The 17,952-nt window shown below is 65.7% G+C and carries 16 protein-coding genes and 1 tRNA gene; 12 read left to right on the top strand and 5 right to left on the bottom strand.

What is annotated here, in order from left to right:
• The first annotated feature begins 37 nt into the window (after positions 1 to 37).
• The 3 genes from NATPE_RS10240 to NATPE_RS10230 all read left to right on the top strand — a co-directional run bounded on the left by NATPE_RS10240 (position 38) and on the right by NATPE_RS10230 (position 5,867).
• Complete coding sequence (locus NATPE_RS10240) at positions 38 to 3,337, top strand: PAS domain S-box protein (protein WP_006180535.1); 3,300 nt, start codon at positions 38 to 40, stop codon at positions 3,335 to 3,337.
• 101 nt (positions 3,338 to 3,438) lie between these two features.
• Positions 3,439 to 4,317, top strand: coding sequence for a universal stress protein (locus tag NATPE_RS10235; RefSeq protein ID WP_006180536.1), 879 nt, complete (start codon positions 3,439 to 3,441; stop codon positions 4,315 to 4,317).
• Between the two features lie 119 nt (positions 4,318 to 4,436).
• A complete protein-coding gene (locus tag NATPE_RS10230) occupies positions 4,437 to 5,867 on the top strand; it encodes an aryl-sulfate sulfotransferase (protein WP_006180537.1) in 1,431 nt (476 codons plus the stop codon).
• Positions 5,868 to 5,955: 88 nt separating this feature from the next.
• Here NATPE_RS10230 and NATPE_RS10225 read toward each other — a convergent pair whose 3' ends face one another.
• Positions 5,956 to 6,480: a DedA family protein gene (locus tag NATPE_RS10225; RefSeq protein ID WP_006180538.1), complete on the bottom strand. Its 525-nt coding sequence runs from the start codon at positions 6,478 to 6,480 to the stop codon at positions 5,956 to 5,958.
• A gap of 155 nt (positions 6,481 to 6,635) precedes the next feature.
• Between NATPE_RS10225 and NATPE_RS10220 the strand changes: the two genes are divergently transcribed.
• Positions 6,636 to 7,145: a metal-dependent hydrolase gene (locus NATPE_RS10220; RefSeq protein WP_006180539.1), complete on the top strand. Its 510-nt coding sequence runs from the start codon at positions 6,636 to 6,638 to the stop codon at positions 7,143 to 7,145.
• Here the strand turns inward: NATPE_RS10220 and NATPE_RS10215 are convergent.
• Positions 7,125 to 7,667: a metal-dependent hydrolase gene (locus NATPE_RS10215; protein ID WP_006180540.1), complete on the bottom strand. Its 543-nt coding sequence runs from the start codon at positions 7,665 to 7,667 to the stop codon at positions 7,125 to 7,127. The two genes, NATPE_RS10220 and NATPE_RS10215, sit on opposite strands and share 21 nt — an antisense overlap.
• A gap of 53 nt (positions 7,668 to 7,720) precedes the next feature.
• Entirely contained in the window at positions 7,721 to 8,740 is a 1,020-nt protein-coding gene (locus NATPE_RS10210) for a lysylphosphatidylglycerol synthase transmembrane domain-containing protein (RefSeq protein WP_015299020.1), read from the bottom strand.
• A 344-nt stretch (positions 8,741 to 9,084) separates the two neighbouring features.
• On the opposite strand from NATPE_RS10210, the gene NATPE_RS10205 reads away from it, so the two are divergent.
• The 5 genes from NATPE_RS10205 to NATPE_RS10185 all read left to right on the top strand — a co-directional run bounded on the left by NATPE_RS10205 (position 9,085) and on the right by NATPE_RS10185 (position 14,295).
• Complete coding sequence (locus NATPE_RS10205) at positions 9,085 to 10,710, top strand: sulfatase (RefSeq protein WP_275040164.1); 1,626 nt, start codon at positions 9,085 to 9,087, stop codon at positions 10,708 to 10,710.
• A 135-nt stretch (positions 10,711 to 10,845) separates the two neighbouring features.
• Complete coding sequence (locus NATPE_RS10200; RefSeq protein ID WP_006180543.1) at positions 10,846 to 11,709, top strand: hypothetical protein; 864 nt, start codon at positions 10,846 to 10,848, stop codon at positions 11,707 to 11,709.
• 68 nt (positions 11,710 to 11,777) lie between these two features.
• Positions 11,778 to 12,764 carry a glycosyltransferase family 4 protein gene (locus tag NATPE_RS10195; RefSeq protein ID WP_006180544.1) on the top strand — a complete coding sequence of 329 codons (987 nt, stop codon included), beginning with the start codon at positions 11,778 to 11,780 and terminating at the stop codon, positions 12,762 to 12,764.
• Positions 12,761 to 13,858, top strand: a complete 1,098-nt coding sequence (locus NATPE_RS10190) for a glycosyltransferase (RefSeq protein WP_006180545.1) — start codon at positions 12,761 to 12,763, stop codon at positions 13,856 to 13,858. The genes NATPE_RS10195 and NATPE_RS10190 overlap by 4 nt, the downstream gene beginning before the upstream one ends.
• A gap of 170 nt (positions 13,859 to 14,028) precedes the next feature.
• Complete coding sequence (locus tag NATPE_RS10185; protein ID WP_015299018.1) at positions 14,029 to 14,295, top strand: hypothetical protein; 267 nt, start codon at positions 14,029 to 14,031, stop codon at positions 14,293 to 14,295.
• A gap of 359 nt (positions 14,296 to 14,654) precedes the next feature.
• Here the strand turns inward: NATPE_RS10185 and NATPE_RS10180 are convergent.
• Positions 14,655 to 14,806 (bottom strand) — tRNA-Met (locus NATPE_RS10180).
• A gap of 102 nt (positions 14,807 to 14,908) precedes the next feature.
• Here NATPE_RS10180 and NATPE_RS10175 point away from each other — a divergent pair.
• Positions 14,909 to 16,048, top strand: coding sequence for a DUF7115 domain-containing protein (locus NATPE_RS10175; protein ID WP_006180547.1), 1,140 nt, complete (start codon positions 14,909 to 14,911; stop codon positions 16,046 to 16,048).
• Here the strand turns inward: NATPE_RS10175 and NATPE_RS10170 are convergent.
• Positions 16,045 to 16,440, bottom strand: a complete 396-nt coding sequence (locus tag NATPE_RS10170) for a DUF5830 family protein (RefSeq protein ID WP_006180548.1) — start codon at positions 16,438 to 16,440, stop codon at positions 16,045 to 16,047. The two genes, NATPE_RS10175 and NATPE_RS10170, sit on opposite strands and share 4 nt — an antisense overlap.
• 190 nt (positions 16,441 to 16,630) lie before the next feature.
• On the opposite strand from NATPE_RS10170, the gene NATPE_RS10165 reads away from it, so the two are divergent.
• Positions 16,631 to 17,605 (top strand): transcription initiation factor IIB, encoded by a 975-nt coding sequence (locus tag NATPE_RS10165; RefSeq protein ID WP_006180549.1) that lies wholly within the window; start codon positions 16,631 to 16,633, stop codon positions 17,603 to 17,605.
• Positions 17,606 to 17,863: a MarR family winged helix-turn-helix transcriptional regulator gene (locus NATPE_RS10160; protein WP_006180550.1), complete on the top strand. Its 258-nt coding sequence runs from the start codon at positions 17,606 to 17,608 to the stop codon at positions 17,861 to 17,863.
• Positions 17,864 to 17,952 lie beyond the last annotated feature (89 nt).

Genomic DNA, 17,952 nt, shown 5'->3' with positions numbered 1-17,952 from the left:
ACACGAGATTTTTACGCGCTGCGCTCCCAGCAGACGTATGACACGCGGTTTCACGGCGACCGAACCGACGCCGGTTCGCGCGCTCGTCGTCGGTTCGTCCGAGTGGGCCCGGTCGACGGCGGGGCTCGCCGACGAACGGCTGACGGTGACGGGGCCGGTCACGGGGGTCGACGACCTCGACGACGATCGACTCGAGGTGGTCGATTGCGTCCTGACCGACGACCCGACGGTCGTCGACGACCTCGCCGGGTCGTGTCCGGTCGTCTACGCCCTCGACCCGACGGGAGACGAATCGATCGACGACGTCCGGCGAGGGGCGACGGACGTGATCGCCGCGACGACCGCCCGGAACCCGGCGCTGCTGGCTCATCGGCTCGAGCGAGCGGTCGCCACCGACGCGCGGGCAGCGACGGCGGACGGACCGCCCGTTCGTGGGCCGGAGTGGTACCGGACCATTCTCGAGTACTCCTCAGAGGTGGTACTCACGATCGAGGCCGACGGGGAGATATCCTACGCCAGCCCGGCGGTCGAAGTCGCCGGTGGCTACGATCCCGCCACCCTCTGCGGGGATCACTACCTCGAACACGTCCACGGGGACGATACGGCGGCAGTTGCGGCCGAGTTCGAGGCGACCCGTGCGGCCGATCTGGGCACCTCCCGGACCGTCGAGTACACGTGCCAGCACGCCGACGGCGCGTGGTACGTCCACGAGGCCGTCCTCACAAACCGGCTCGGGGACGGCGTCGTCGACGGCGTCGTCGCGTCGATCCGGGATATCACCGAGTATCACCGCATCGAGCGGGAATTGAGCGAGTCGTTCAAACGCGTCACCGACGCTTTCTACGCCCTCGATTCGGACTGGGAATTCACCTACGTCAACGATCGCGCCCTCGAGATCCTCTCTACCGACCGGTCCGAGCTGCTCGGCCGACACATCCTCGAGGTGTTCCCGGAAATGACCGGGACGGCGTTTCAGTCCGCGGCCACCGAAGCGATGGCCGAGCAGGAGTCCCGGACCGTCGAGGGCTACCTCGACGCCTACGACGCGTGGATCGAGGCGCGGATCTACCCGTCGCCGTCGGGGATGTCGGTCTACTGGCGGGACGTCACCGACCGCGTCCAGCGAAAGCGGGACCTGACCGAACGGACCGAGCGATTACAGACGTTGGTCGAGAACGCACCGATCGTCCTGTTCGTCCTCGACGAGGACGGGACGTTCACGCTCTCGGAGGGGCGCGGGCTCGCGAACCTCGGTACCGATGCCGGCGAGGTCGTCGGCGACTCCTTTTTCGACCAGCTCGGGGACTATCCGGCCATCTGTGACGACGCAAGACGTGCCCTCGAGGGCGAGGACGTCCACTCCCGGCGGGAACTCTCGGACCGGGTCTTCGAGATGTGGTACCGACCGATCACCGACGGCGGCGACGTCGACCGCGTGATCGGCGTCGCAAGCGACATCACCGAACGGGTACAGTACCAGGAGGCGCTCAGCGGACTCCACGAGGCGAGCAGCCATCTGTTGAGCGTCGACTCGAAGGCAGCCGCCTGCAAGTCCATCGTCGAGGTCGCGACCGACGTTCTCGACCTCGATAGCGTCGTCTACCGGTTCGACGAGCGCGCGAACGAACTCCGGCCGGCGGCCCACGCGTCGGCGTTCGAGTCGACCTTCGGGTCGCCGCCACGGATCGAGCCGGACGGGAGCATCGTCTGGGAGACGTTCGTGAACGGCGAGACGGCGATCGACGACGACACTCGAGATTCGACCGCGGTATCCGACGAGGAAACGGCCGCACGGAGCGTCCTCTCCGTCCCGCTGGGCGAACACGGCGTGGTCGTCGCGCTGTCGACCGACCCGGCCGCCTACGACGACGAGACGGTCGAACTCGCGGAACTGTTCGCACGGGCCGCGGAGGCGGCGCTCGACCGGATCGGCCGAACGCGTCGGCTCCGTGACCGCGAACGCGAACTCGAGGCACAGAATCGCCACCTCGAGCGGCTTAACGACGCCAACGAGATCCGCCAATCGATCGAGGAACTCCTGTTGAAAGCGGACTCCCGGGCCGAGATCGAACGCGGCGTCCCCCGGCGGCTGGCCGCCCTCGAGTCGTGTTCGCTGGCCTGGGTCGGGGAGCCCGATCCCGGCGGGAACCGCCTACAGGTTCGGGCCCACGCGGGGGCCGAACGGGGGTATCTCGAGGCAGTGACGGCGACGGCGGTCGACGACTCGGCGGCCGAACCCGCGGGACGGGCGGCGCGAACACAGGCCCCGGTCTACGTCGAGAACGTCGCCGACGCGGTCCACGACGGGGAGTGGCGACGGAAGGCTCTCTCCCGGAACTTCCAGTCGGTGTATGCGGTCCCGCTGGTCTACGACGGGTTCTGCTACGGTGTCGTCTCGATCTACGGCGAGGATCGCGATGCCGTCGACGAGACGCTTCGCTCGATGCTGTCGGAACTCGGCGAGACGATCGCCTACGCGATCGACGCCGTCAAACGCAAGAACGCGCTGTTCGGCGACGACCGCACCGAGGTCGAACTCGCAGTCGCGGCCGACGCGACGCTGTGTCAGTTGGCGGCGCGTCTCGGATCACCCATGAGATACGAGGGGGCGACGGCACCGGACGAGGGGCCACAGCTCGTCTTCGCAGCGATCGAAGGGCCGATCGACGATCCCGCATCGGCCGTCGACCTCGCCGCGGTCGACGGGATTAGCGAGATCACGACGATCGCCGACCACGAGGGGGAGACGCTCGTCCAGCTCCGGATGACCGATTCGTTCCTCGGCTCGATCGCCGGTACCCACGGCGCGCGGCTGCGCGAGTTCTCGGTCGACGAGTCGGGTGGTCGCGCCGTCGTCGACGTTCCCGATGCCGTCGAGATCCGTGAACTGCTGGCCGATATCACCCGCAGCGGTCCCTCGGTGTCGATGGTCGCGCGACGTGAGGCCCCGACCGACGACCCCGAGACGGTCGGCGGGGCCACACGGACGGTCCTCCTCGAGTCCTTTACTGATCGCCAGCGAGAGGTCGTCCAGACGGCCTATCACGGCGGGTTCTTCGAGTGGCCGCGTCGAGCGACCGGCGAGGAAATCGCCGACTCGCTTGATATCTCTTCGCCCGCGCTCAGCGTTACCGTCGCGGACGCCGTCGCAACGCACAAGGGGGTCGAGGTCACGGATCTCGAGCCGCTTCACTACTCGATCAACGCCGACGCGCTCGAGCGACTGTTCGAACCGCGGACGGACGGTCTCCGATCCAACGGGTCGGTGACGTTCGAGTACAGCGACTGTCTCGTCACGGTCACGGCGGACAGCGAGATCCGGGTTACATCGGTCTGAGGCGCTGCCGAGTCCTTCTTCTCCGGGGCGGTCGTCCGATACCGACGCGTCCGGGCCGGGATATCCCACAACGGTAAGCGGGTGGCGGCCCAAGCCGGCGCATGGCGAGTCGAATCCTCGTGCCGACCGACGGAAGCGACGCCGCGACGGCCGCCCTCGAACACGCGCTCGATATCGCGGCCGACCGGGAACTGACGGTTCACCTGCTTACGGTCGCGGACACGAACCAACCGAGCATCACACGCCTCGGCAGCGAGGTCGTCGACGCCCTCGAGCTGGAGGGATCGGAGATCGTCTCGGACGCCGCCGATCGGGCCGACGAACGGGGCGTCTCCTACGTCACGGACGTCGCTCAGGGCGACCCGCGGGAGGTGATCGTCGAGTATGCCACCGGCGACGAGTTCGACCGCGTCGCGATGGGGACCCACGGCCGGCGCGGGCTCGGGGAGTACGTCCTCGGAAACGTCGCCGATTACGTCGTCAATCGTAGCGACGTGCCGGTCCTGACCGTTCGCGCGGCCGAGGACGCGAGGGCGGCCTATCCCTACGAGAACGTACTGGTACCGACCGACGGCAGCGACCACGCGACGGCTGCGCTCGAGGAAGCCGCGGCGGTCGCCGCCGACTGCGGTGCGACGCTGCACTTGCTGTCGGTCGTCGACGAACTCCCCGAAGTCCTCGATACGGGGTCGGCCGCCCTCTCCGCGGGCGTCGAGGAGAACGTGCAGGCGGTCCTCGACGAGGCCGCAACGACCGCCCGAGAAGCCGGCGTCGACGACGTGACGACGACGATCGCGTCGGGCTCGGTCGCCCGGGAGATCACGGCTGCAGCCGACTCGACGGCCGCGGATCTCATCGTGATGGGGACCCACGGCCACACTGGCCTCGATCGACACCTGCTCGGGAGTTTCACCGAGCGAGTGATGCGTACCTCGCCGGTCCCAGTTCTCACGACACGCCTCGCCGGCGACGAGGACTGACCGCCCGTTCCGCGGGTCGCCCTGCAATCGCGGCTGTAACTCGGAGAAAAGGACTAATATCTCGGCCCTGAACCGGATCCAATGGCTCCTCAGACAGTACCCGAGCTGGTGATCGACCCGTGACCGAGCGCCCGCTGCCGTCGGCCGGGGACGTCCGATCCGGACTCGGCAGCGTCCGCGCCGCGCTCTCCCGGAACCGGCTCCGAGTCGCGTTCGTCGTCCTGATTCTCGTCTCGGCGGCCGTCGTCGCAAGCGCCGCGGGTGAGGGCGTCTCGACGGCATCGAAGGCAGACGTCCCGGACGCCCCACCGACCGACAACCACACGGTCGTCACCGAGTCCGGTCGCGCCGGCACGATCACGGCGTACCAGCCCAACGGCGAGGTCCGCTACTACAACAACTCGCGGACGAAGTACTTCGATGCCGATCCCGTCGAGGGCGACCCGTTGACCGTCGAGTACGCCGCGACGGATACCCTCCACACCGAGGGGCCCAACTGCGGCGCTCCACCGTGTACGCGTAACGTCATCGAGCGCGCCGACCTCGAGACCGGCGACGTCGAGGTCCTCTACGAGCGCTACGACTACAAGGAGTACGCCGGCGAGTGGCACGACGTCGACCGTATCAACGAGAGTCACTTCCTCGTCGCGGACATGGTCGCCGATCAGGTGTTCATCGTGAACACCGAAACCGAAGTCGTCGAGTGGCTCTGGGACGCACAGAGCGACTTCCCGCTCGAGGGCGGTCACTCCTGGCCGCGCGACTGGGCCCACATCAACGACGTCGAGTACATCGAGGAGGGCCAGATGGAAGGGCGCATCATGGCCAGCCTGCGCAATCAGGACCAGGTCGTCTTCCTCGACCGGGAGGAGGGCCTGCTCGAGGACTGGACGCTGGGCAGCGAGAACGACTACGACGTCCTTCACGAGCAGCACAACCCCGACTACATCCTCGAGAGCCAGGGCGGACCGGCGGTCCTCGTGGCCGACTCCGAGGGCGCTCAGATCAAGGAGTTCCAGCGTGAGGACGGTGAGTGGACCCAGACTTGGGTCTGGGAAGACGATCGGATCCAGTGGCCCCGTGACGCCGACCGACTGCCGAACGGCAACACGCTGATCTCCGACACCCACGGCAACCGCGTCATCGAGGTCAACCAGTCGGGTGAGATCGTCTGGGACGTCGGGTCCTCGCTCCCCTACGAGGCCGAACGCCTCGAGCCGGGCGACGAAAGCGAGGGCGGACAAAGCGCCCAGTCGCTCGGTCTTGAGAACCGCACCGCGGCCGACACCGGCGGAGGCGGCGGTGACGGCGGCGGCTTCGACTTCAACCCGCTCGCTTTCCTCGGGGATCTCATCGAGTCGATCCTGCCACACCGGATCTACAACGCCCTCCTGTTCGTGAGTCCGGTCTGGATGGGGTCGACCGAGTTCGCCGCCATCGGGGTCGCTCTCTTCTCGGGGCTTGCGTGGATCGCCCTCGAGATCAGATGGAAGCTCCGGGACGCCGGCGTTCGGTTCCGGCTGCCGTTCTACCGGACTCGAAGCGAGTAGTTCGGACCGCCCACACGCCCTCAGAACCCCCCTTCTCGTCGATTCTATCCAGCTGTGTCACGCGTCGAGGATCGGTCTCGATCGACGACTACAGCGCCAGCAGATGCCCGCCGAGCAGGTACAGCGCTGCGAGGATCGATTGGAAAGACAGCGACCCGACCGCCGACAGGACGAGGAACGAGCGGCCGTCCATCTCCGAAAGGCCGGCGGGAACGGTGAGCAGCCCCCTGACGAACAGCATCGTATTGCTCCCGGCGATAGCGACGGCGCCCCATCTGTCGAACCAACCGTCGAACCGCTCGAGGCGCGACTCGGTGACCGGGAACCACCGCTTTTGTAGGACGTACTCCCGGCCGGCGCGACGGACGAGTCCGAACAACAGGAGTTGGCCGACTGTCGTCCCGGCGACTGCGAGGGCGACGATCGAAACCGCCGTCGGAACCGACGAGCCGATCAACGCCAGCGCCGACGGCACGACGAGTTCGCTGGGCATGAATCGCAGTAACATCGCTCCCTCGAGGACGCAGATCCCGAACAGGACCACGAACCCGTGCTTCGAGGTGAATAAGGACTCGAGCCACGGCGGCGTTTCGGTGAGTTGGAGGAGGACCATCACCGGTCGTCGTCTCGAACCTGACCTCGTCGGACGACTGAAACCGTGGGCTTGCAATCCCAGGCGTCATAAGTAGGCACTCTCGGAATCGAATCCGCACTCGCAGCCGGAGCGTCTCACAACTTATATAGGTACTTCGATCAACAAGCGAGCTAATGCTGTTCGGACTGATCGTCTTTCTTACCGTTGCGTTCGCGACACACGCGCTCGTTGGCGTCGCGCTCGTTCGAGGGTTCGCCGACGTCGGTCCGCGAACGGGGGTGTTGCTCGGGATCGTCTTCGGGCTCGCACCGGATGCGGACTTTCTGTTTCCGGCGGCGTGGGGGTGGCCGTTCGTCCACCGCGGCATAACGCATTCGCCGCTGTTCGCGCTGTCGGTCATCGGCGGAACGTACGCGCTTTGCCGAAACCGTGCGATTGCGCTCGCTACCGGGCTCGCGATCGGCTCACACCTCGTCATCGATTCGCTTTCGCCGATGGCGATCCTGTGGCTGTTCCCGCTGCGAACGACGTGGAGTCCCGGACTGGACGTCCACGGCGTACTCGCGACGGCACTGCTCTGGTCTGTCTCGGCCGGCGTCCTCGTGTGGCGCACTGACGACCTAGCGGAGATCGTCCGGTGGCGGACTCGAGACGATGATGTCCTACCCCGCCAATCCGAGTAACTCTCCGGCCGTCGCCGACATCGAAGTCAGAGTTGGTTCCTGCTGAACGACCGTCAGAAGCACCGATACGACTAACGCGAACGTTCCGATGACCAGAAACGTGCGATTGATGAGACCGTTTTTCGATTTGAACCACGCGAGCGTGACATGAACCTGTGAGACAGGCTCGAACGGCGAAATTCCCATCGGCGTCACGACATCACCTGCGAGATGGGCGAGAATCCCGCAGGTGCCGATGACGAAACCAAAGCCGAAACCGCCACTGGAACCGAACCCCGAGCGGGCGACGAGCATCGTTCCGAGTCCCGCGACGAAGCCGAACAGAAGTGCGAACCAGATGGTGTGAGTCGGGCCGCGGTGGTCGATCCGTTCGAGACTCTGGTCGAGGTCGGGCAGGTTTGCCGCGGCGAGCGTGACGACTGCACCCCAAAGCGCTGTCTCGAGCGAGTAGGAAGCGGTTATTAGTGGTACGAACGGAGCATACAGCAGCGCGTTGAAGCCAGCGTGGCCGTCTCGATACATCGGTTCCGAGTCGTTCCCACTCAGCGGCCGGCGCGGTTAACTGTTCGGCAGGCTCACCGGATGGCACGGATCCCCAGCGCCGACACGGAGGCACCACCGAGAAGGATGGGCATCCAGTAGACCGCGCCGCGGAATATCAGGACGGCCGCGGTAACGGCCGATGCTTCGATGCCCGTTGTCGGGACAAGCAGCGTGACGAACGCGGCCTCGATTCCGCCGAGACCTCCCGGGAGCGGGGCCGCGCCGGCGACGTTTGCAAGGGGAATCACAAACAGTAGGATATAGGGCGGGACGCTGTATCCGAGGGCGGCGAACGCTGCAAGCAGTGCGACCACCTGAAAGAGCCAGCCACACAGCGAGAGCCCGACCACGGCTCCGAGCCGCCATCGGTTCGTCGCGATCCGCTCGATGTTCTCGAAGAACCGACCCATTCGGTCCGCGAGGTCGTCCTCGAGCGTCTCCGAGTTGAAGCGCTCGAGACCGAGTTTACCGAGGTGGGGGGCGATGACGGCTGGAAGCCAGTTGATGATCATCTCTCGGTATCGCCACACGAGTCCCATGACGATGACGATAGCTCCGATTAACACGACGGCCGACCCGATGGCCGTCTCGAGGCGGTCGCCGACGGCGGCGGTAGTCGCGTAGTAGCCGACCCCCACGAAGACGAGCGAGATCGACGGAATCACGTTGAGTACGTCGACGCTCGCGATCCCGACGAGACCGGTTTCGTAGCGTGAGTCGGAGACCTTCGAGATGAGCAACGCTGCGACCGGTTCGCCGCCGGCCTGTCCGAACGGGGTGACGTTGTTGGCGAAGACAGCACCGGCGTAGACGAGAAATGACTTGCCGAGCGGCATCTCGACGCCGAGCGTCCCGAGGACGGTTCGGAGCATCAGGCTCCAGACGACCAGCCAACAGAGCGCGAGGGCGAATGTCGCCGCGACGAGCGATGGAGTCGCCGAGAGCAGGGAATCAAGGATGGAACGCGCACCGACGATGAACACGAGCACGGCGAAGACCGCGATCGCACCGAAGGCACCGATGAAAAACGCGCGCCGATTTCGCTCCTCCATGGCGGGTATGGATCCGCAGTTGACTTGAAACGTCTGATCGATCGCGGCAGCGGCGTCTGTCGGCGCTTGCGGGAACTCCATCCTCCCGTTGATGGGGCCGCTCGAGGCGTCGAGGAACGAGTGGGGTCCACATTGGCGGCCGCTCGCTTGGGCGGAATCCCGTTCAATGACTCACTACGGCGACGAGACGCCGGTTCCGCTCCCGTACCCGGTCCATAACAAATTGTGCGTCCGGTCGAATACGCCCAGTGAGTTACCTGAATTCTTCTGCCATCCTGTCAGCGCCCGCTCTCTGCTACGGCGACCGTCAACGGTCGCGGTCGACGGCGCGCGGGACTGCAGCCATACGGGGAGTCGGCACGGGGTCGGAGACGGAACCCGACACCCGTCGGTCGAACGTCCTCTTCGTCGTGCTGGATACGGTCCGGAAGGACCACCTCGAGCCCTATGGCTACGAGCGGTCGACGACGCCGGCACTCTCCCGGTTCGCCGAGGAGGCTACCGTTTTCGAGTCGGCGGTCGCCCCCGCTCCGTGGACCCTCCCGGTACACGCCTCGCTGTTTACGGGGCTCTACCCGAGCGAACACGGGGCCGATCAGGGAAGTCCGTACCTCGACGACGCTACGACGCTGGCGTCGTCGCTGTCGGCGGCCGGCTACGATACGGCCTGTTACTCCTCGAACGCCTGGATCACGCCCTATACGAGCCTGACCGACGGCTTCGACAGACAGGATTCGTTCTTCGAGGTCCTGCCCGGCGACGTCCTCTCGGGGCCGCTGGCCAGCGCCTGGCAGGCGGTCAACGACAACGCCTACCTCCGCGAACTGGCGTCGTCGATCGTCCACATCGGGGCCAAGGCCCACGCCAAACTGGCAAGCGGCGAGGGGGCCGACTCGAAGACGCCGTCGGTCATCGACCGGACGAAGTCTTTCATCGACGACAGCGACAGCGACGAGGGCTGGTTCGGCTTCGTCAATCTGATGGACGCTCACCTGCCGTACTACCCGCCCGCGGAGTACCGCGAGGAGTTCGCGCCGGGAGTCGACCCCAGTGAGGTCTGCCAGAACTCGAAGGAGTATAACTCCGGGGCTCGCGAGATCGACGACGCTGAGTTCGACGACATTCGCGGGCTCTACGACGCCGAGATCGCCCACATGGACGCCGAACTCGGCCGACTGTTCGACTGGCTGCGCGAGACAGACCAATGGGACGACACGACAGTTGTGGTCTGTGCCGACCACGGGGAACTCCACGGCGAACACGACCTCTACGGCCACGAGTTCGCCCTCTACGACCAGCTGATCAACGTCCCGCTGCTGGTCAAACACCCCGACCTCGAGGCCGACCGACGCGACGACCTCGTCGAACTGCTGGATCTCTATCACACGGTCCTCGACGCGGTCGGCGTCGATCCCGCGACTGCGGTCGGGACGACCGGCGACGACGCGCCCGTCCCCCGCGACCCGACCCGATCGTTGCTCTCGAGCGAGTATCGCGCCTTCGAGGGCGCGAGCGAGCCCGATCCCGGCCAGCGGGCCGTCCTCGAGGGCGACGAAACGTCGGGGGACGCCTCGAGCGACGACTACGCGTTCGTCGAGTACGCACAGCCGGTCATCGAACTCCATCACCTAGAGGAGAAAGCCAGTGAGGCGGGGATCGAGCTATCGAACGATCATCGCGCGTACTCGCGCCTGCGCGCGGCCCGCAGCACCGACGCCAAGTACGTCCGCGCGGATCGGATCCCCGACGAAGGGTACCGGCTCGACGAGGACCCGGCCGAGGAGTCGCCTATCGATCCCGACGACGATGCGGTCGTCGCGGCGACCGAGCGGGCGCTGGCCCGCTTCGAGGACGCGGTCGGCGGCGCGTGGGACGATCCCAGCGAGACCGATCCCGACGACGCCGACGCACTGGCCGAAGCCGACGAGGGGACTCAGGAGCGACTGCGCGAACTCGGCTACCTCGAGTGACCGCTTCGGTTGCCGTCCTCAGCGGCGGACGATACATCGGCGTACAGTGACTGAAACACCGGAACTGACGGGTTACGGTGACTTTCCGGGAACCAATAAGAATACGTAGGTCGACTCGAAAGGTTGCCGCAACTAATGGAGGACCAGCACTTCCTCGAGTCCGATTGGGACTACTGTCTCGTGCTGGATGCGTGCCGGTACGACGTATTCAGCGAGGTATACGACGACTACCTCGACGGAACGCTGGAGAAACGATGGAGCGTCGGCTCGTCGACGCCGGAGTGGGCCTATCGGACCTTTCAGGACGATCACGACATCGCCTACTTCTCGGGGAACCCATTTATCAACGACTTGGGGATTCCGCTGAACGAACTCAAGTGGGGAGCCAGTTGCGACTACGAGTGGACGGCTTCCGACCACATCAGTGATATCCACGACGTCTGGAAGTCCGGCTGGGACGACGATCTCGGAACGGTGCCGCCGGACAGCCTCGCTGAAGCCTATTACGACAATCAGGACGCCGTCGAGCGGGCCGACCGAACGGTGCTTCACTATATGCAGCCCCACGCGCCATATCTCTCCCGCGGGAAGGGCCAGAAGCTCAAACAGATCCAGAAGGGCATCCGGAAACAGGAGGAAGCCGAGAAGGGCGAGGGCGACGCCGGCGGCGGCGCGCTCTCGTCGCTCGGGGACACGATCCGACCGAAAGTCGAGGACAAACTCGACGGCAGCGAACTCGCCCAGAAGGCGGGACTCTGGCTCGAACTCGATCCTGCCGATCTCGTCAAGAACGGCACCCGGGAGGCAGCGCTGGAGCTGTACGAGGAGAACCTCCGTATCGCGCTGGAGTCCGTCGCCGAACTGATCCCGGAACTGGACGGTACAGTCATCGTGACCGCCGACCATGGGGAAGCGTTCGGCGAGGAGGGCGTCTGGGAACACCACATCGAGACACACATCCCGCCGCTGATGGAGGTCCCCTGGCTCGAGGTCTCGTAGTCGGTGAGGAACGATCGATGAATCGGGTGGGAGACGACGGCCGGGACGACAGCCACAGGGAGTCGGGCATGAAGATCAGCCACTACTTCGAACTCGAGGACCACGTCACCGGGGGCATCAGCGAGTCCGTCGCTCATCAGCGGGCGATGCTCGACCAGTTGGGGCTGCAGTACACGACCGAACCGACCCTCGAGGCCGACGTGTTTCACTGTAACCTCATGGGCCCGCGCTCGGTCTGGTACGCGCGGCGGGCCCGCTCGAAGGGAATTCCGGTCGTCGCGAACACCCACGTCACCGCCGAGGACTTCGGCGACAGCTTTCGCTTTACGAACGCGCTCGCTAAACCGCTGAAACCGTACCTGCGGTGGGCCTACGGGCTCGCCGACGCTCTGGTCTGTCCCTCCGAGTACAATCAGGGGCTGATCGAGGGCTACACCGATACCCCGACGACCGTCATCTCGAACGGCGTCGACCGCGGGAAACTCGAGGGGTTCGACTCCCTCGAGGCCGAGTACCGCGACCGATACGACCTCGAGTCGCCGACCGTCTTCCTGGTCGGTCACGTCATCAAGCGCAAGGGCCTCGAGACGTTCGTCGAACTGGCGCGGCGGCTACCCGACATGGACTTCGCGTGGTTCGGGCCACTCGATCTCTCTCTGAAGGGTCGGGAGACGACGCAACTGATCGAGAACGCACCGGAAAACTGCACGTTCACCGGCTTCATCGACGACATCCGGGGGGCCTACGCGGCGGGCGATATCTTCTGTTTCCCGACCCACGAGGAAAACGAGGGGATCGCGCTGCTGGAGGCGATGGCCGCCGGCAAACCGGTGCTGGTCCGGGACATCGAGACCTTCTCGTGGCTCGAGGACGGCGCGGACTGTCTCAAGGCGTCGGGCGACGGCGTCGCGCCGTTCGTCGACGCCCTCGAGCGGCTTCGGGATCCCGCCCTCCGGGACCGACTCGGATCGAACGCGGCCGACCGCAGCGAGGCGTTCTCCCTCGAGGCGGTCGCGAACCAGTACCAGTCGCTGTACACGGCGGTGACACCATGAAGATCGGATTTTTCACGGACAGCTACTTTCCCGAAATCGACGGCGTAACGTACACGATCAAACTGTGGCGCGAGGAGTTAGAACGCAAAGGTCACGAGGTCTACGTCATTTATCCCGATGGCGACTACGACCCCGGCGAGCGCGAGGTCCCCGTCAAATCGGTGTCGAACCCGTTCTACCCCGGCTATCGGATTCCCCTCACTCGGCGGCCGTCGACGCTGCCCGACCTCGACGTCGTCCACTGTCATGGACCGGCCCCTATCGGTCTGTTGGGTCGGTATTACGCCCGCAAACACGATCTGCCGTCGATCTATACGCACCACACCCCCCTCGAGGAGTACTTCCACCAGAACGTCAAGTTCGAGTCGGTCGCAAACGCTCTCTCGAAACTGTACGTTCCCTTCGAGAACGCCTTCCTCGAGGGGTTCGACATCGTCACCGCCTCGACCGAGCGGATCGACCGGAACGTCGAACACGTCCAACTCCCGGTCGGCATCGACATGGACTTTTTCCAGCGGACCGACGAGGACTGGTACCCCGACCGAACGGTGATCGGCTACAGCGGCCGGCTCAGTATGGAGAAAAACGTCAGCGAGATCCTCCGGGTCGCCGAGAAACTGCCCGAGTACGACTTCGTGATCGTCGGTGACGGGCCGTACCGGGCCCCCCTCGAGCGGGACGCCCCCGACAACGTCGAGGTCCGCGGATTCCTCCCGCGCGAGGACCTGCCGACCTTCTACTCCTCGATCGATGTCTTCCTGACCGCCTCGACCGCCGACACCCTCGGGCTCTCGACGCTCGAGGCCAACGCCTGTGGCACCCCCGTCGCGGCCACCGACGTGTTGCCCTTCGAGCAGACAATCGGCGCTGACAACGGCGAACGGTTCGCGTACGGCGACCTCGAGGCGATGGTCGACGCCATCGAGACCTGTCTCGAGACCGACCGCGACACCCGTGCGGCGGTCGAACGGTACTCGGTCGAGTACACGATGGACCACTTAGAGCAGTTGTATCACAACGTGCCGCTATCGAAAGACGAGTCGCCTGTCGACGCCGACGCGCCGTGGCGCTTCTCCGACGAAGAACGGAGCTAGCCGGTACACCCGTCGCTTCGACCCGCATCCCTTTCGAGACCGGCCGTGATCGACACGATACTCGATCGGTTTCTCGAGGCCCACGAATCGGGAAGGCCGAAGTGGCTGCCGCCGGTAGTGTCGTCCATGTGTATCGACGACCGGGACCGACCCGAGACGGGTGGTCGACCGTGACCGACGGCAGACTCTCACGCTTCCGACGCCGCCTCGATGCGGCGGTCCGGGAGCGACTCGAGAACCTGCGGTGGTGGTTCGCGCTGCGGTTCGGCGGTGCCCCGCGGTGTGCGGAGTGTGGCGGCGAGGCGGCCTGGATCGCCGAAACGGAGGGCGAGCCGCGCTGTTTCAAACACATCCCGAGCGAGGGGGAAGAGGCCATCCGCGACGTCCGGCCGGCGGACTGTTTCACCGATTGGAGCGAGGAAGACGGCGACGCCTGATCGCGGTCGTCCCGGTTGTCGTGACGCTCGCGGGCAACAGCGCTCGCTTGGCGATCGGATCGCGTCGAAAAGACCGCAGAACCCGCCCGGATGGGCACAGGGGGACGGCCGCCGGGCGGAAACGGGACGAATCGGGGTGGATGCTGATTGGATCGTCACTGTCGCGCGGGGAACGCGACGATGAAGTTATTCGTCGAACTGGTTATCAATCTCGTTCCGATTCCAAGGGACTCGGAATCGTCCCAGCGGCCACTGCAACTATTGTCCCCGCTCAGCGGTCCATGGGCGTCGGTCATCACACTCGAGAGCGGGGACTACTTCGTCACTCACTCCGTTCGTGACGTCGCGTCAAAAGCAAGTGCCCGGGGAGGGCTCCGAACCCTCGATCTCCGCATGTCCCAGGTTCGAGGCTCGGCAGTCCTCTATGGGACACGGAGGCTTCCAAGGCGAAACCGCACCGAATCTCTGAACCCTATGAGTGCGGCGCTATGTCCAGCTAAGCCACCCGGGCTCAGTTACGGATAGTGCGGTCCGTTTCTTTAACCTTCTCATTCGAATCCGGCGTGCAACGTGGACCCACGGATTTATCACACGGTGTTACGAAGGGCGCGGCATGAGCGTTCCCGGCATCGTCGATGCTTCTCTCGATGGCGAGGAGATCGCGGCGCGAGTCTCTCTTGGCAGTGACGACGAACTCTTCATCACGCCGACGAGGACCATCGTCTACCGTGCCGACGGCCTCCTGAGCGACGAATCGGCCGACGAATACCCCCACGACGCCGACCGGCTAACCATCTCCGAGGGCCGGCGAAAGACCAAGTTCGCCCTCGAGTACGCCCTCGAGGGCGAACGGGAGTTCGCCGTTCCCGCGAAAAAGACCGACGACGTTCTCCATCCCGTCCTGGCGGGCGTGTTAAACGGCAACGGGATCACCGATCCCGGCGAGACGGTCGTCAAGACCTACCGTTTCAGCGAACTGACGCTGATCGTCACGAGCGACCGTCTGGTCAAACACATCGGCGGCGCGGTCTGGGACGGCGACTACGAGGAGTATCGCTTCGAGGACGTGACGAACCTGACCTTCGAGGACGGCAGCGTCGCGACCCAGATCGTCCTGACGGTCGACGGCCGCCCACAGCGGATCAAGGCCCCCAACGAGGAGGCAAACGACCTCCGGGAACGGCTCCAGCGGGCGCTGTTCGACTACCACGACGTCGAGTCGCTCGAGGAGTTCAACCTGACCGTCGGTGACGACGAGGACGAGGCGGCCGCCGACGAGGGATCGATGGACTTCGGCGGCGGGGTCGATCCGCTGGACGCCGATCCGCCCGAACCGGAGGATCGAGAGACGGCGGGGACCAGTGACGCCGGTGGGACCGGATCGACGGATCCCCTCGCCGACGGGACGGCCAACGATACTGCCGCGAGCGGATCGGCGTCGGCGGGGACCGCGGCCGGCAGTGAATCGGCGGCCCAGTCGTCGGCCCGCGGGACGACGGGCGACGCACGTGCCGATGTCGGCTCGTCGGAGCGGGGCCGTACGGAAACCGGATCGGTCTTCGAGTCGGCAAGCGATGACGAGCCGGCCGTCGAAGAGGCCGGACGGGCACAGCGAACGCCGGCCGAAACGGACCCCGAACTCTTAGAGCGGATCGAGTCCCTCGAGGCGGCGGTCGAACGACAGACCGAAATCATCGAGCGACAGGAGGAGACGATCGAGCAGTTGATCGCGGAACTCCGACAGGGCCGTTAGTCGTCCCGCCCGGTCACTTTGCGGATACACGAGGAGCCGAAGGGGCCGAGTTCGCCCGCCTCGAGGTCGATGAAGTAGCCGGTCTTCAGTCCCGAGCCACAGCGCCGGCAAGAGAAGTCCCCCTCTTTCGTGATGACGTCTCGCTCGAAGCGAACGTACAGACGGCTCTTGGGGCGGATGACACCGTCTTCGCGGTCGATGATCCCGTGGAGTTCGGCCCGGTCGAGGATCGTCCTGGTCACCGTTGGATCGGACGTGACCGTCTCGATCCGATCGATGGCATCGGGGAGTGGCAACTGTTCGTGTTCGAGACGGGCCAGCAGTGCGAGTCCCCGTTCGACGCGGTCGTCGTCGATCTCGATGTCCTCGAGCGGGTCCCTCTCGTTCGACATTCGTCCGTGGTGACGGCTTGCAGCGAATAAACGTTGTTCCTCTCGAATCCAGACTATGTGGCTGTGACACAAGGGTCGTGCGCCCCGTTCTCAGGCCGTGGGAATCCGCCGGTCGTTGATACTGTCCGTTCCCTCCATTCCAAGGGAAGACAGCATACGAACCGGGGGTGACTCCGGCGATGATAGACATATGACTGGAACGAGCGTCGACGCGACCGACGAGCGGACGACCCGGAACGGCGAGCGCAATGCCGCTCCCGAGCGGGAGCGTTCGGAGTGTCCGGAGTGTACCGGCCGGATCGCCTACGACGAGGAACACGGTGAGCGAGCCTGTGCGGACTGTGGGCTCGTTCTCGATGCCGACGGAATCGATTACGGACCGGAGTGGCGACGCTTCGACGACGACGGCGACGACCGGTGTCGAGTCGGCGCGCCGGTCACGGCGCGCAAACACGACAAGGGCCTCAGCACGACGATCGGCTGGCAGGACGAGGACGCGTACGGGAACCGGATCTCGGGGCGAAAGCGCCGCCAACTCCAGCGGCTGCGGACCTGGAACGAACGCTTTACGTCGAAAAACGCCCGCGAACGGAACCTCAAGCAGGCACTCGGCGAGATCGAGCGCATGGCGTCGGCGCTCGGCCTCCCCGAGCCGTGTCGCGAGACGGCCGGCGTCATCTACCGCCGGGCCGTCGAGGAAGAGCTGTTGCCGGGCCGGTCGATCGAGGCGATGGCGACCGCCTGTCTGTACGCGGCCGCCCGCCAGCAGGGCACCCCGCGGACGCTCGTCGCGTTCGCGTCGGTCAGCCGGGTCGAGAAACTGCCCATCCAGCGGGCCTATCGCTATCTCTCGAGCGAGCTGGGGCTCAAAATCGAGCCCGCCGACCCGATCCACTACCTCCCGCAGTACGCCTCCGAACTGGGTGTCGGCGACGAGACCGAACGCCTCGCTCGGAAGATCCTCGAGGCGGCAAAGGACCGGGACCTCCACAGCGGGCGGAGCCCGGCCGGACTGGCTGCGGCGGCGATCTACGGGGCGGGTCGGCTGACCGACGAGGGCCTCACACAGGAGCGGATCGGCGAGGAAACCGGTGTCAGCGGTGTCACGGTCCGGAACCGCTACCGCGAACTACTGGACGCCTACGGGGCGACCCGTGATCGATAGATGACCGGGAACGACCGCCCGGTTCTCGAGGTGCTGGCTGCAGACGGGCCGCTCGCTGTCGTCGATCTCGCCGCGGCGATCGATACCCATCCAGTGACCGTCGATCACGTCTGTGACCGACTCTACGAGCGGGACGAGGTTCGACTGATCGGCGGCCAGCGGTACGAGATCACGGCCGCGGGTCGGCGGCGGCTCGCGGACGAGACGCCGGTTGCGACCGACCCGGACGTTCGGCCCGGAACGGAAAGTCGTCCCTGACCCCTCGCGACAGCGGCCAGCGGTTGCAGTAGGTTCTCCGAGGACTCGAGCGAACGGGGAGCAGTGCCTCGAGTCGGGGTCCGTGGTCG

This window comes from Natrinema pellirubrum DSM 15624 (genome assembly GCF_000230735.2).
Classification (GTDB): domain Archaea; phylum Halobacteriota; class Halobacteria; order Halobacteriales; family Natrialbaceae; genus Natrinema; species Natrinema pellirubrum.
The sequence above is the reverse complement of the archived record's forward strand: the minus strand, read 5'-3'. Positions and strand labels throughout refer to the sequence as shown.

Excerpts from the sequence above, each read along its gene's own strand:
- NATPE_RS10220 (WP_006180539.1), top strand. The coding sequence starts at position 6,636 with ATGCTGTTCGGACTGATCGTCTTTCTTACCGTTGCGTTCGCGACACAC.
- NATPE_RS10210 (WP_015299020.1), bottom strand. The coding sequence starts at position 8,740 with ATGGAGGAGCGAAATCGGCGCGCGTTTTTCATCGGTGCCTTCGGTGCG.
- NATPE_RS10160 (WP_006180550.1), top strand. The coding sequence starts at position 17,606 with ATGACCGGGAACGACCGCCCGGTTCTCGAGGTGCTGGCTGCAGACGGG.
- NATPE_RS10165 (WP_006180549.1), top strand. The coding sequence starts at position 16,631 with ATGACTGGAACGAGCGTCGACGCGACCGACGAGCGGACGACCCGGAAC.
- NATPE_RS10215 (WP_006180540.1), bottom strand. The coding sequence starts at position 7,667 with ATGTATCGAGACGGCCACGCTGGCTTCAACGCGCTGCTGTATGCTCCG.
- NATPE_RS10170 (WP_006180548.1), bottom strand. The coding sequence starts at position 16,440 with ATGTCGAACGAGAGGGACCCGCTCGAGGACATCGAGATCGACGACGAC.
- NATPE_RS10195 (WP_006180544.1), top strand. The coding sequence starts at position 11,778 with ATGAAGATCAGCCACTACTTCGAACTCGAGGACCACGTCACCGGGGGC.
- NATPE_RS10190 (WP_006180545.1), top strand. The coding sequence starts at position 12,761 with ATGAAGATCGGATTTTTCACGGACAGCTACTTTCCCGAAATCGACGGC.
- NATPE_RS10225 (WP_006180538.1), bottom strand. The coding sequence starts at position 6,480 with ATGGTCCTCCTCCAACTCACCGAAACGCCGCCGTGGCTCGAGTCCTTA.
- NATPE_RS10235 (WP_006180536.1), top strand. The coding sequence starts at position 3,439 with ATGGCGAGTCGAATCCTCGTGCCGACCGACGGAAGCGACGCCGCGACG.
- NATPE_RS10175 (WP_006180547.1), top strand. The coding sequence starts at position 14,909 with ATGAGCGTTCCCGGCATCGTCGATGCTTCTCTCGATGGCGAGGAGATC.
- NATPE_RS10200 (WP_006180543.1), top strand. The coding sequence starts at position 10,846 with ATGGAGGACCAGCACTTCCTCGAGTCCGATTGGGACTACTGTCTCGTG.
- NATPE_RS10240 (WP_006180535.1), top strand. The coding sequence starts at position 38 with ATGACACGCGGTTTCACGGCGACCGAACCGACGCCGGTTCGCGCGCTC.